This is a genomic window from Streptomyces sp. (assembly GCF_031178505.1).
Lineage (GTDB): Bacteria > Actinomycetota > Actinomycetes > Streptomycetales > Streptomycetaceae > Streptomyces > Streptomyces gulbargensis.
In genome coordinates this window covers 1-12,048 of record NZ_JAPSIW010000133.1, presented here as the reverse complement: position 1 = coordinate 12,048, position 12,048 = coordinate 1, and the positions used below count along the sequence as shown (strand labels likewise).

The 12,048-nt window shown below is 71.0% G+C and carries 12 protein-coding genes and 1 pseudogene; 7 read left to right on the top strand and 6 right to left on the bottom strand.

Going from position 1 to position 12,048, the window contains the following annotated elements; translation table 11 throughout:
• Positions 1–268 (bottom strand): annotated as a pseudogene (locus RIF68_RS12310) (hypothetical protein); the annotation flags it as partial.
• A gap of 150 nt (positions 269–418) precedes the next feature.
• Here RIF68_RS12310 and RIF68_RS12305 point away from each other — a divergent pair.
• Both RIF68_RS12305 and RIF68_RS12300 read left to right on the top strand, forming a co-directional pair.
• Positions 419–1,294 carry a DUF4097 family beta strand repeat-containing protein gene (locus RIF68_RS12305; RefSeq protein ID WP_309051240.1) on the top strand — a complete coding sequence of 292 codons (876 nt, stop codon included), beginning with the start codon at positions 419–421 and terminating at the stop codon, positions 1,292–1,294.
• 1 nt (position 1,295) lies between these two features.
• Positions 1,296–2,240: a helix-turn-helix transcriptional regulator gene (locus RIF68_RS12300; protein ID WP_309051239.1), complete on the top strand. Its 945-nt coding sequence runs from the start codon at positions 1,296–1,298 to the stop codon at positions 2,238–2,240.
• 50 nt (positions 2,241–2,290) lie between these two features.
• Here RIF68_RS12300 and RIF68_RS12295 read toward each other — a convergent pair whose 3' ends face one another.
• The 3 genes from RIF68_RS12295 to RIF68_RS12285 all read right to left on the bottom strand — a co-directional run bounded on the left by RIF68_RS12295 (position 2,291) and on the right by RIF68_RS12285 (position 6,140).
• Positions 2,291–3,610, bottom strand: coding sequence for a cellulase family glycosylhydrolase (locus tag RIF68_RS12295; protein ID WP_375165691.1), 1,320 nt, complete (start codon positions 3,608–3,610; stop codon positions 2,291–2,293).
• A gap of 186 nt (positions 3,611–3,796) precedes the next feature.
• On the bottom strand, positions 3,797–4,762 hold the full coding sequence (locus RIF68_RS12290; RefSeq protein ID WP_309051237.1) for a zinc-binding dehydrogenase: 966 nt from the start codon (positions 4,760–4,762) through the stop codon (positions 3,797–3,799).
• 166 nt (positions 4,763–4,928) lie between these two features.
• Positions 4,929–6,140 (bottom strand): NADP-dependent malic enzyme, encoded by a 1,212-nt coding sequence (locus RIF68_RS12285; RefSeq protein WP_309051236.1) that lies wholly within the window; start codon positions 6,138–6,140, stop codon positions 4,929–4,931.
• Between the two features lie 535 nt (positions 6,141–6,675).
• On the opposite strand from RIF68_RS12285, the gene RIF68_RS12280 reads away from it, so the two are divergent.
• The 3 genes from RIF68_RS12280 to RIF68_RS12270 are packed head-to-tail and all read left to right on the top strand — an operon-like array spanning position 6,676 to position 9,398.
• Positions 6,676–7,653, top strand: coding sequence for an ABC transporter substrate-binding protein (locus RIF68_RS12280; protein WP_309051235.1), 978 nt, complete (start codon positions 6,676–6,678; stop codon positions 7,651–7,653).
• A gap of 42 nt (positions 7,654–7,695) precedes the next feature.
• A complete protein-coding gene (locus RIF68_RS12275; protein ID WP_309051234.1) occupies positions 7,696–8,640 on the top strand; it encodes an amino acid ABC transporter permease in 945 nt (314 codons plus the stop codon).
• Positions 8,637–9,398 carry an amino acid ABC transporter ATP-binding protein gene (locus RIF68_RS12270; protein ID WP_309051233.1) on the top strand — a complete coding sequence of 254 codons (762 nt, stop codon included), beginning with the start codon at positions 8,637–8,639 and terminating at the stop codon, positions 9,396–9,398. Before RIF68_RS12275 ends, RIF68_RS12270 begins: the two co-directional genes overlap by 4 nt.
• Before the next feature lie 94 nt (positions 9,399–9,492).
• Here the strand turns inward: RIF68_RS12270 and RIF68_RS12265 are convergent, their stop codons facing one another.
• The gene (locus tag RIF68_RS12265; RefSeq protein WP_309051232.1) at positions 9,493–10,242 is read right to left on the bottom strand and encodes a class I SAM-dependent methyltransferase; all 750 of its coding nucleotides are present in this window, start codon (positions 10,240–10,242) and stop codon (positions 9,493–9,495) included.
• Between the two features lie 96 nt (positions 10,243–10,338).
• On the opposite strand from RIF68_RS12265, the gene RIF68_RS12260 reads away from it, so the two are divergent.
• Positions 10,339–10,953, top strand: a complete 615-nt coding sequence (locus RIF68_RS12260) for a CGNR zinc finger domain-containing protein (protein WP_309051231.1) — start codon at positions 10,339–10,341, stop codon at positions 10,951–10,953.
• Here the strand turns inward: RIF68_RS12260 and sodX are convergent.
• Positions 10,872–11,291, bottom strand: coding sequence for a nickel-type superoxide dismutase maturation protease (gene sodX, locus RIF68_RS12255; protein WP_309051230.1), 420 nt, complete (start codon positions 11,289–11,291; stop codon positions 10,872–10,874). The genes RIF68_RS12260 and sodX overlap by 82 nt on opposite strands.
• Positions 11,292–11,441: 150 nt before the next feature.
• Here sodX and sodN point away from each other — a divergent pair, with 150 nt between their 5' ends.
• Positions 11,442–11,837 (top strand): superoxide dismutase, Ni, encoded by a 396-nt coding sequence (sodN, locus tag RIF68_RS12250; protein WP_030207400.1) that lies wholly within the window; start codon positions 11,442–11,444, stop codon positions 11,835–11,837.
• The last annotated feature ends 211 nt before the right edge of the window (positions 11,838–12,048 follow it).

Below are 12,048 nucleotides of genomic sequence, written 5' to 3'. Positions count from 1 at the left end.
CGGCGCGCTCGCCGTCCCACCAGAGCGCGAGGACGGGCCAGGTGGCGGCGACCGCGAGGGCGGTGGCCCAGCCGCTGACGACGCGTTCGACGGGTTCCCCGCCGTGGAGCCAGGGGGTGCCCTCGGGTACGAGGACGCTCCAGTCCGTCCCGGCGGGGGCCAGCAGCGCGTGTTCCCCGAGGAGGGGGGCCGGCGGCCTGACCAGCGGGGGTGCGGCACGGCAGAGCAGCAGCGCCCCGGCGGGGCTCGGTCGGGAGGTCGCGTTCATGCGCCCTACGCTAGGTCAGTTTGTCCGCGTAAGAGGGAGATTGCGACGACCCTGTCAGGGGAGAGTCAGGGTTGACTTCCCCCTGCCGCGATATATCGTGTATGGAGAGAGACGCGATATGTTGCGTTGCCGATACGGGAGGTCAGCACCATGACAGAGTGGTCCGTCACCGAGCCGACGAAACTCACGCCGACCGGGCCCGTGACGCGCCTCCAGGTCCGTGTCGTCAACGGCGCGGTGAACGTGGTGGGGACCGAGGAGGCCTCCGCGCGGGTGGAGATCTCCGAGATCGAGGGGCCGCCGCTGATCGTGTCGCAGGAGGGCTCGACCCTGACCGTCAGCTACGAGGACCTGCACTGGAAGGGCATCCTCAAGTGGCTCGACCGCAAGGGCATGCGGCGCCGGGCCGTGGTGTCCGTGGCCGTGCCCGCGGGCGTGGACGTCGAGGTGGGGGTGGTCGGCGCCGAGGCGGTCGTCTCCGGCATCCGGGGGCGTACGGAGGTGCGGGGCGTCACCGGCGACACGACGCTCGTGGGCCTCTCCGGCCCGGTCCGGGCGGAGACGGTGTCGGGCGCCCTGGAGGCCCAGTCGGTGACGGGGGAGCTGCGGGTGAACTCGGTGACCGGTGACGTGACGGTCATCGAGGGCGCCGGGGCCTCAGTGAAGGCCGACACGGTGAGCGGGGACATGGTGATCGACCTCGCCGGGGCCGGTCAGGACGGGCCGCCGGCGGACATCCGGCTCACCAGCGTGTCCGGCGAGGTGGCCATCCGGCTGCCGCATCCGGGCGACGCCCGGGTCGAGGCCACCACCACCAGCGGCTCGCTGTCCAACGCCTTCGAGGACCTGCGGGTGGGCGGACAGTGGGGCGCCAAGTCCCTGACCGGCACCCTCGGTTCCGGCCGGGGGACGCTCAAGGCCACGACCCTCTCCGGTTCGATCGCCCTGCTCCGCCGACCCGAGCCGGACGAGGACGCCGACTCCTCCGCCCCGCCCGCCCCCTCCGCGACCGGAAAGGTGCTCTGACATGCCGCCCGTCTTCGCTCACGGCCGCCTCCGCCTGTATCTGCTCAAGCTGCTCGACGAGGCCCCCCGCCACGGCTACGAGGTGATCCGGCTCCTGGAGGAGCGCTTCCAGGGGCTGTACGCGCCCTCGGCCGGCACCGTCTACCCGCGCCTCGCCAAGCTGGAGGCCGAGGGGCTCGTCACCCACGCCAGCGAGGGCGGGCGCAAGGTGTACTCGATCACCGACGCGGGCCGGGCCGAACTGGCGGCCCGGGGCGCCGAACTGGACGACCTGGAGCGGGAGATCCGCGAGTCGGTGTCGGAGCTCGCGGCGGAGATCCGGGAGGACGTGCGGGGCGCGGCCGGCCGGGTCCGCAGCGAGATGCGGGCGGCGGCGGGCCGGACCCGGCAGGCGGAGGGCTCGGCCTTCGCCGACGCCAAGGAGGAGCTGCGCCGGGCCCAGCAGGAGTGGAAGGAGCAGGCCCGGCAGGCCCGTGCGGAGGCGCAGAACGCGCGGCGCCAGGCCAAGGAGTTCCAGCGGATCGCCCAGCAGGTCCAGGAGCAGGTCCAGGACCGGTTCTCGCGGGGCGAGTGGCCCAAGGGCGTATGGGAGGGCCTCTCGGACATCACCGCCCAGCTCGGCGGCCTGGTCACCGGCACCACCCACCCGAAGGCCTCGGGTGCCGGCTCGCCGTTCCCGCCGGACCGGGAGACCGCCGGCGGCCCCGGCACTCCGGGTACGTCCGGAGCGGAGAGCGCCGAGGCTCCGGAGTGGGCCCGCCCCTCGAAGGGGTCGGGTGACCCGGCCCGCGACCTGGACCGCCTGCTGGACCGGTTCCGCGACGAGATCCGCGACGCGGCACGGGACCACGGGGTGAACGAGGAACAGCTGTCCGAGGCCCGCCGGCATCTGTCGACGGCGGCGGTCCACCTCACGGGTCTCCTGCGTCCCCGGCACGGAGACTGACGCCGGGGTTCCGGGCCGGACCGGCCGCCCGCCGGTCCCCGCCCCGGCCGTCAGCCGCGGGTGACCGCCACCGTCACCCGGGAGTCCGGGGCGGCGAGGACGCGGGCCCTGCCCCGGTCCTCGCGCAGCACCAGCGCCCCGCCCCCGGCGGTGATCCGCCAGTCGCCGGGCGGCAGGGAGAGTTCGGTGACGCGGGGGCCGCGGCGCCCGGCGGAGTCGTACACGAGGCGGTAGGCGCCGGTCAGGGAGTCGTACGCGGCGGAGCGCACCGTGCCCGCGACCGCCTCCGCGTACGGCTCGGCGGTCAGCTCCTTGTTGGCGCGGAAGGCCCCGGAGCCGTCGACGGCGCAGTAGCCGCCGCCGTAGCACCACACGTACCCGGCCCATCCGGAGCCGTACCGGCCGAGGGAGGCCATGGCGTCACGGTAGAAGCGGTTCATGTTCGGGAGGGAGTTGTTGAGCGGACCCCACTCCCCCACGACCACGGGCACCTTGTGGGCGGCCGGGTACTGGGTGACGGCCCGCTCGTAGCTCTCGATCCAGCCGGCGGCCGGGTCGTAGTCGGCGCCGGCCTCCATGCCGGTGTTGTAGAAGTGGGGGGCGTAGACGACTTTCGGGTCGTCGATCCGGCCGAGGCCGGTCGGGACGCCCTCGCCGACGATCGGGGTCGGTTCGACGAAGACCCAGGCGTCCGGGTCGGCCGACCGCACCGCGTCGGCCAGGCGGTTGTACAGGGGAGTCAGCTGGTCGCGTTCGATGCGCCGGGCCGCCGTCGCCAGGTCCTCGCCCTCCCGCAGCTCGCCCATGGGCTCGTTGATCAGGTCGTAGCCGAGGACGGCGGGGTGGTCGTCGAAGCGTTCGGCGAGGACCCGCCACATCCGGGCCTGGGCGCGCCTCAGGTCCTCGTCCTCGTAGAGGTGGGTGAAGGCCCGCTGGACGGCCGGTTCGAAGTACTCGGAGAACCAGTCGTCCGGGTGGGGCGTGAAGGGCAGGCCGTCGGTCCTGGTGGCCCAGGCGGGGATGCCGCGGTGCCCGAAGGCCGGGCCGAAGACGTCCTGGTGGGCGTCGAGGAGAACGGTGACGTCATGCCGGTGCGCCCAGCCCAGGATCCGTTCGATCTTCCGGAGGTACTCCTCGCTGTACCGGCCGGGCCGGGGTTCGAGGTCGTCCCAGAAGACGAGGAGGCGGGCGAAGTTGAAGCCCTGGGCCCGCATGTCGCGGAAGTGCTTCTCGGTGATCGCGGAGAGGGCCGCCTCGCCCCGGTTCACCTTGTCCTCGACGTTCCAGCCGCGCAGGGTCAGGGTGCGGCCGTGCTCGTCGGTGAGGGCGGGGATGCCCGTTGCGCCCCCGGCTTCCCCGGTGCGCGCCACGGCGCCGGTGGAGCCGGTGGTGGCGGTGGTGGCGGTGGTGGCGGTGGCCGTGGCGGTCGGGGCGAGGAGGGCGGCGAGAACGGCGCTCGCCGCCAGGGTGGTTCGCAACACAGGGAGCACGGGGGACCTCCGGCACGACGGTGTGTTCGCAGTGCCGGAGATCCCATCAGGTGATCTGACGCTCCATCAAGAGTTGGTCAGCACGATCTTTCCGAAGAGGTCGCCCGAGGCCATCTTCTCGAAGCCCTCGCGAGCGCGGTCGAGCGGCAGCACCTCGTCGATCACGGGCCGGACACCGGTCGCCGCGCAGAACGACAGCAGGTCCTCCAGCTCGTCCTTGGAGCCCATGGTCGAGCCGACGACCTTCAGCTCCAGGAAGAAGATCCGGGTGAGCTCCGCGTGCGAGGGCCGGTCACCGCTGGTGGCGCCGGAGATGACGACGGTGCCGCCCGGGCGCAGCGACTTGACCGAGTGCGACCAGGTGGCCGCGCCGACGGTCTCGATGACGGCGTCCACCCGCTGCGGGAGCCGCGCCCCCGGCTCGTAGGCCTCGACGGCCCCGAGCTCGACGGCCCGCTTCCGCTTGGCCTCGTCGCGGCTGGTGGCGAAGACGCGCAGGCCGGCCGCCTTGCCGAGGGCGATGGCGGCCGTGGCGACGCCGCCACCGGCGCCCTGGACGAGGACCGAGTCACCGGGGCGTACACCCGCGTTGGTGAAGAGCATCCGGTAGGCGGTGAGCCAGGCGGTGGGAAGGCAGGCGGCCTCCTCGAAGGAGAGCTCCTTCGGCTTGGGCAGCACGTTCCACCTGGGCACGGTGACGCGCTCGGCGAAGGTGCCCTGGTAGCGCTCGGTGAGGATCGAGCGGGGCTCGTCCGGGCCGACACCGTGGCCCGTCTGGCCGATGACGGAGTGCAGGACGACCTCGTTGCCGTCCTCGTCGATGCCCGCCGCGTCGCAGCCGAGGATCATCGGCAGCTTCTCCTCGGGCAGTCCGACGCCGCGCAGCGACCACAGGTCGTGGTGGTTGAGGGAGGCGGCCTTGACGGTGACGGTGGTCCAGCCGGGCCGGGCCTCTGGTTCGGGGCGTTCGCCCAATTCGAGGCCGTTGAGGGGCTGGTCGCGATCGATACGGGCGGCGTAGGCAGCGAACATGGCCCCGACCCTAGGACGCCACGGGCGGTGACGGAACCACGCGCCTGTGTGACGCGCGTCCCTCCCGCGCCCGTGCGCGTCCGCGTTCCGCCCCGCCGCACGCCGAGGGCCCCGCTCCGGGTGCGGAGCGGGGCCCTCGGGCGTACCGGGCGGGACGGCGCGCGCGTCAGCGGCGGGCGACGCCCTCCGCGCGGGCGGCGGCGGCGACCGCGGCGGCGACGGCCGGGGCGACCCGCTCGTCGAACGGCGAGGGGATCACGCAGTCGGCGGAGAGCTGGTCGCCGACGACGTCGGCGATGGCGTTGGCCGCGGCGATCTTCATGCCCTCGGTGATCCGGGAGGCCCGGACCTGGAGCGCCCCGGCGAAGATGCCCGGGAACGCGAGGACGTTGTTGATCTGGTTCGGGTAGTCCGAACGGCCGGTCGCCACGACGGACGCGTACTTGTGCGCGACGTCGGGGTGGACCTCCGGGTTCGGGTTGGCCATGGCGAACACGAACGCGTTCGGGGCCATGGAGGCGACGGCCTCCTCCGGAACCGTACCGCCGGAGACGCCGATGAAGACGTCCGCGCCGGCCAGGGCGCTCTCCAGGGAGCCGGTGAGGCCGGCCTTGTTGGTGAGCTCGGCGATCTCGCGCTTGACGTCGGTCAGGTCCTCGCGGTCCCGGCTGACGATGCCCTTGCGGTCGGTGACGGCCACGTCGCCGAGGCCGGCCTCCAGCAGGAACTTGGCGATGGCGACTCCGGCCGCGCCGGCGCCGGAGATGACGCCGCGCAGCTCGCCCAGGGTCCGGCCGGTCAGCTTCGCCGCGTTGCGGAGGGCGGCGAGGGTGACGATGGCGGTGCCGTGCTGGTCGTCGTGGAAGACCGGGATGTCGAGGCGCTCCTGGAGCTTGCGCTCGATCTCGAAGCACCGGGGGGCCGAGATGTCCTCCAGGTTGACGCCGCCGAAGGACGGGGCGAGCCGGACGACGGTCTCGACGATCTCGTCGGTGTCCTTGGTCGCGAGCGCGATCGGAACCGCGTCCACGCCGCCGAACTGCTTGAAGAGGATGGCCTTGCCTTCCATGACGGGAAGGGAGGCCTCCGGGCCGATGTCGCCGAGACCGAGCACCGCGGTGCCGTCGGTCACGACCGCGACGACCTGCGACTTCCAGGTGTAGTCGTTGACCAGCTCGGGCTGCTCGGCGATGGCGGTGCACACCTTGGCCACGCCGGGCGTGTACGCGAGGGACAGGTCGTCCTTGTCCCGGAGGGGGACGGTGGCCTGAATGGCCATCTTGCCGCCCCGGTGGAGCGCGAACGCCGGATCGAAGGGCTCCTCGGGAGCTCCTTCCGTCGCGGCCTCGCTGCGAGGATTGACGATCTCCGCTGCCATGTGGGTAGACCCCTTAAGTCTGCTTCAGTGAGGGTGGCCGCCCCTGGTGAGGAGCGGTTGGCGGGTCCCGCGGCCGCCGTGTCTGGCAGCCGCGCGGGCGCGCCGCACAACGCGCCCTGAGCCCCGGATGAGGGGTGTAAGGATCCTTCTTACCGGACGGACGGCACCGCCAGCGAGTCCATAACCGCTCGGTGACGCGACTCATACCGAGCGCACCCGCACGGTGACAGGGAATGACACGTCACTCGATGTCCGGAAAGATGCGCTCCAGGGCCGAATGGCGGCCTTCCACTCGTCCGAATGGCGAGATGAACCGGAGATTTTCCGGTTCCGGGGAAGTGTTTCCGAAGAAGATCCGGCCTTGATGTACCGGCCTGTCGGGATTCGGGGGTCACCCGTTACCCGATTTTGACATCCGAGGCCGTCGGTTTGAGCCGGTCCGAATGGCAAGATGCCGTAATCACACGAGGTCGCGACACCCGAAGGTGCGTACGCGATCTTTGGCAACTCCCTCACACGCCGGAGGAACCCGACCATGACCGCACGCTCCACGCGCTGTACGACCGTCGCCAAGACCCGCACCTCCCGTCTTGCAGCGGTCGCCGCCATCGCGGTCGCCGGCTCCATGCTGCTGACCGCCTGCGGCGACCAGACCGAGGGCGCCAAGAAGCCCGAGGGCGGCGTTTCCAAGGCCCCCGTGAGCACCGCGCCGCTGTTCTCCAAGCTCCCGGCCGACATCCAGAAGGCCGGCGTCATCAAGGTCGGCACGGACGCCACGTACGCCCCGATGGAGTTCAAGAAGGGCAACGAGATCGTCGGTGTCGACCCCGACATCGCCGCGGCCCTCTCCAAGCAGCTGGGCGTCCGGTTCGAGTTCGAGAGCGGCACCTTCGACACCCTGCTCACCGCCCTTCCGACGGGTCGCACGGACATCGTGATGTCGTCCATGACCGACACCAAGGCCCGCCAGGAGGGTCTGGACGACAAGGGCAAGAAGACCGGTACCGGTGTCGACTTCGTCGACTACTTCAGCGCCTCGACCGGCATTCTGGTCAAGAAGGGCAACCCGGAGAACATCAAGTCGCTCGACGACCTGTGCGGCAAGAAGCTCGCGGTGCAGCGCGGCACCACGTACGAGCAGGCCGCCAAGGACCAGGCCGCCAAGTGCGAGAAGGACGGCAAGCCGAAGCTGACCTTCGAGTCCTTCCCGACCGACGCCGAGGCCCAGACCCGCGTCAAGGCGGGCGGCGCCGTCGCCGACCTGAACGACTCGCCGGTCGCCGCGTACATCGCCCAGACGGCCGGTGGCGGCAAGGACTTCGACGCGGTCGCCAACAAGTCGGACGCCGGCTACTTCGGCATCGCGGTCGACAAGAAGGACACGCAGCTGCGGGACGCGCTGAAGGAAGCCCTGGACGCGATCATCAAGGACGGCACCTACAAGGCCGCCCTGGACAAGTGGAACGCCGGTTCCGGCGCCATCCCCGCGGCCAGGATCAACGGCGGCTCCTGACTACCCTCCACCCCCTCCACGTAGCACCGAAGGGCAGTCGCTGTGACTGACAAGCTCGCCAAGGTTCCCGCCGGGGCGTCGCCCGCCCCGGCGGGGACCCCGCCGGAGGCCATCAAGGCCATCCCGGTCCGCCACTTCGGGCGCTGGGTCGCCGCGATAGCGGTCATCGCCCTCCTCGCGCTCCTCGGGTACGCCTTCTCGCAGGGCAACGTCCGCTGGGCGACCGTGCCCGAGAAGCTGTTCGACCCGACCATCCTCACCGGCCTCTGGAACACCATCCAGATCAGCGTCGCGTCCATGGCGCTCGGCCTGGTCCTGGGCATCCTCTTCGCCGTCATGCGGCTGTCGAAGAACCCGGTGACCAGCACGATCGCCTGGCTCTACATCTGGGTCTTCCGGGGCACCCCGGTCTACGTCCAGCTGCTGATCTGGTTCAACCTCGCCCTGATCTTCCCGATCCTCAACATCGGGTTCTACAAGGACGAGATGACCGATGTCATGACCCCCTTCCTGGCCGCCCTCCTGGGTCTCGGCCTCAACGAGGGCGCGTACATGGCGGAGATCGTCCGGGCCGGCATCCAGTCGGTCGACGAGGGCCAGACCGAGGCCGCGCACGCCCTGGGCATGTCCCAGAGCAGGACGATGCGCCGGATCGTGCTGCCCCAGTCGATGCGGGTGATCATCCCGCCGACGGGCAACGAGTTCATCAACATGCTCAAGACCTCCTCCCTCGTGGTCGCGGTCCAGTACCCGGACCTGCTGCGGGCCGCACAGGACATCGCCTCGGTCTCGTTCGCCGTGATGGAGATGTTCTTCGTCGCCTCGATCTGGTACCTGATCCTCACCACCGTCTTCAGCATCGGGCAGTTCTACCTGGAGCGGCACTACGCGAAGGGCTCGCTGCGCTCGCTGCCGCCCACGCCGTGGCAGAAGATCAAGGCCAATCTGCGCTTCGCGCCGGCGAAGCGCTCCGGAGGTACCGCATGACCCCCATGGTGAAGGCCGAGGGCGTCCACAAGTCCTACGGCGCCGCGCACATCCTCCGCGGCATCGACCTGGAGGTGCAGAACGGCGAGGTGTTCTGCCTGATCGGCCCGTCCGGTTCCGGCAAGTCCACCTTCCTGCGCTGCATCAACCACCTGGAGAAGATCAACGCCGGCCGGCTGTACGTCGACGGCGAGCTGGTCGGCTACCGCCAGAAGGGCGACAAGCTCTACGAGCTCAAGGACAGCGAGGTCGCGCTCCAGCGCCGCGACATCGGCATGGTCTTCCAGCGCTTCAACCTCTTCCCCCACATGACGGCCCTGGCCAACGTCATGGAGGCGCCGATCCAGGTGAAGGGCGAGACCAAGGCGGTGGCGCGCGAGCGCGCCGAGCGCCTGCTCGACCGCGTGGGCCTCGGCGACAAGGCGGGCAACTACCCCTCGCAGCTCTCCGGCGGCCAGCAGCAGCGCGTGGCCATCGCCCGCGCGCTGGCGATGGAGCCGAAGCTGATGCTGTTCGACGAGCCGACCTCGGCGCTCGACCCGGAGCTCGTGGGTGACGTCCTCGACGTCATGCGGGACCTGGCCGAGTCGGGCATGACGATGGTCGTCGTCACGCACGAGATGGGCTTCGCCCGCGAGGTGGGCGACTCGCTGGTCTTCATGGACGGCGGCGTGGTGGTCGAGTCCGGCCACCCGCGGGACGTCCTGACCAAGCCGCAGCACGACCGGACGAAGGCGTTCCTGTCGAAGGTGCTGTAGGGCGCGTACGGGAAGGGGCGGTACGGGATCTCCCGTACCGCCCCTTCCCGTGTGCAAGCCCTGATCCCGGGCTCCCGCGTCACTCCCGGCGGGTTCACCTCACGGCGAGGACCATGGTGTCCGAGGGCGAGGCCCAGACGGCGCGGGCCTCGCCGAAGCCGGAGGCGCGCAGGATCTCGGCGTGCCGCCGGGCGGAGGGCATGTCGCCGTCGGCGTGCTCGCCGTAGATCTCGTACCGCCGGGCGGTGGGCTCGGCGAGGACCGGGTCCTTGGCGGCGAGCGCCCACCAGTCCGCCCAGTCCAGCGCCCCGGCCTCCTTGGCGCGGTCCATGGCGGCGTGCCGGTGGGCCCGCTCGGCGGCGTTGATGCGCGGGGTGGTCTCGTCGATCATGTGGTCGGCGTTCATGAAGACGCCGCCCTCCCGGACGAGACCGCCGAGCTGTCCGTAGAGCGCCGTGAGGGGCTCGGTGTGGAGCCAGTGCAGCGCGGTGGCGGTGAGGACCGCGTCGTACGAGTCGTGGGGCAGCAGCGCCGTCCACGCGGGGTCCTTGAGGTCGGCGGTCACGAAGGTGACGCGCTCGTCGCCCGCGAAGTACCCCTCGGCGATGGTGAGGAGCGCGGGGTCGAGATCGACACCGGTGCTCGTCGCCTCCGGGAACCTCTTGAGGAGCCTGTCCGTGATACTTCCCGTACCGCAGGCGAGGTCGAGGACGCGGGGCTTCGGCCCCACGAACGCCTCGACCATGTCGAGCATGACGCGGAACCGCTCCTCGCGGTCCGGCATGTACCACTCCTGCTGCCGGTCCCAGCTCTGCTGCCAGGCCGTCCAGTCGGTGTCGGTCATTCGCCGCGTCCTCCCCGTCGACGTAATACCCTCGGAGGGGAGACAGTTGTTACCCCTCATGACCACGACCCTAGCCCGCCGGAGTAAGGACTACAAGTGGAACTGGCCTATTACTCGGACTATGCCGTGCGTCTGGTCAACACCGAGGAGCCGACCCGTAACAAGGACTCCCTCACCTCCGTCGAGGTGATCAGGGACCTCTTCGGATCGGCCTCCCAGATGGCCCGCCGCGTGACCGAGGCCGACCTGAGCCGCTTCCGGTCCGTACGGGCCCGCCTGCGCGCCGTCTTCACGGCGGCCGACGAGGGCGACCACACCACCGCCGTGGACCTCCTGAACTCCCTCCTCCTGGAATTCCCGGTCAGCCCGCAGATCTCCGGCCACGACATCCTCGACGAGCAGGGGCACCCCCGCTGGCACATGCACCTGGCCGACCACGCCTCCAACGCCACCGCCGGATACGCGGCGATCTCGGCGATGGGCCTGGCCTTCCACCTCACCGAGTTCGGCGCCGACCGCCTCGGCCTCTGCCAGGCCCCGCCCTGCCGCAACGCCTACCTCGACACCTCCACCAACCGCTCGCGGCGCTACTGCTCCGACCGCTGCGCGACGCGCGCCAACGTGGCCGCCTACCGGGCCCGCAAGCGCCTGGAGGCCACCGGCCGTACGGCCGAGAACAGCCAGGAGGCCAGCACCCCGACGGACCGCTGACGCCCGGGCGTCACCGGCCGGTACCGCGCCAGCACCCGCCCGAGCACCAGCTCGGGCGGTACGGTGCCGAACACCCGGCTGTCCCCCTCCGCGTCCGGGTTGTCCCCCAGCACCCACCAGCCGCCGTCACGCCGCTCGACCAGCCGCTTCACGACGAGCAGGTCCTGCTGGAGCGGATGCCGCAGCACCGCCACGCATCCGGGCGTCAGCCGCGCCCCGTACCGGACGAGCAGCTGGTCACCGTGGAGCAGCGTGGGCACCATCGAGACGCCCGTCACCTCGGCGATCCCGAACGGGGCCGCCCCCTCGGCCGCCCGCTCCCCCGGCGTGTCCCTCATCCGGCACCTCTCGCTCCGCTCGTTCACTCGTACACGAGTCCCATCGTGACCCTGGACTTTTGACCTAAGCCCCAGGGGGCGCTCGCGAAAACGCCCTTCTCACCGAGTAATGTCCCACCTGAGAAGACGATCACGAGGAAGGACGGCTCAATGCTCTCCCGCCTGTTTGCCCCCAAGGTCAAGGTCAGCGCCCACTGCGACCTCCCCTGCGGTGTCTACGACCCGGCCCAGGCCCGCATCGAGGCCGAGTCGGTCAAGGCTGTCCAGGAGAAGTACCAGGCGAACGAGGACCCGCACTTCCGGGCCCGCGCCACGGTCATCAAGGAGCAGCGCGCGGAGCTCGCGAAGCACCACGTCTCCGTGCTGTGGAGCGACTACTTCAAGGCCCCGCACTTCGAGAAGTACCCGGAGCTCAACCAGCTGGTCAACGACACCCTGAAGGCCCTCTCGGCCGCCAAGGCGTCGACCGACCCGAAGACGGGCGAGAAGGCGCTGGAGCTCATCGCCGAGATCGACCGCATCTTCTGGGAGACCAAGAAGGCCTGACCTTCGCATCCTCCCGTCCGCACCCGGTCCGCAGGCGCCGCCGAACACGGCGTCCCGCGGGCCGGGTGCGGTCTTTCGCGCCGGGAGCGCCCGCGCGCGCTCCCCGTGGCCGGGCCGCACGCCCTCATGCATCGCGCGGCCCGCCCCTCACTACGCTGACGGGCGTGCACACGACGCCGCCCCTCCTGACCCCGGACGCCGCCCGCGCCCT

What these genes read in the sequence shown, in the direction of transcription:
- RIF68_RS12305 (WP_309051240.1), top strand. Translation starts at nt 419, where the DNA reads ATGACAGAGTGGTCCGTCACCGAGCCGACGAAACTCACGCCGACCGGG.
- RIF68_RS12300 (WP_309051239.1), top strand. Translation starts at nt 1,296, where the DNA reads ATGCCGCCCGTCTTCGCTCACGGCCGCCTCCGCCTGTATCTGCTCAAG.
- RIF68_RS12290 (WP_309051237.1), bottom strand. Translation starts at nt 4,762, where the DNA reads ATGTTCGCTGCCTACGCCGCCCGTATCGATCGCGACCAGCCCCTCAAC.
- RIF68_RS12285 (WP_309051236.1), bottom strand. Translation starts at nt 6,140, where the DNA reads ATGGCAGCGGAGATCGTCAATCCTCGCAGCGAGGCCGCGACGGAAGGA.
- RIF68_RS12280 (WP_309051235.1), top strand. Translation starts at nt 6,676, where the DNA reads ATGACCGCACGCTCCACGCGCTGTACGACCGTCGCCAAGACCCGCACC.
- RIF68_RS12270 (WP_309051233.1), top strand. Translation starts at nt 8,637, where the DNA reads ATGACCCCCATGGTGAAGGCCGAGGGCGTCCACAAGTCCTACGGCGCC.
- RIF68_RS12265 (WP_309051232.1), bottom strand. Translation starts at nt 10,242, where the DNA reads ATGACCGACACCGACTGGACGGCCTGGCAGCAGAGCTGGGACCGGCAG.
- sodX (WP_309051230.1), bottom strand. Translation starts at nt 11,291, where the DNA reads ATGAGGGACACGCCGGGGGAGCGGGCGGCCGAGGGGGCGGCCCCGTTC.
- sodN (WP_030207400.1), top strand. Translation starts at nt 11,442, where the DNA reads ATGCTCTCCCGCCTGTTTGCCCCCAAGGTCAAGGTCAGCGCCCACTGC.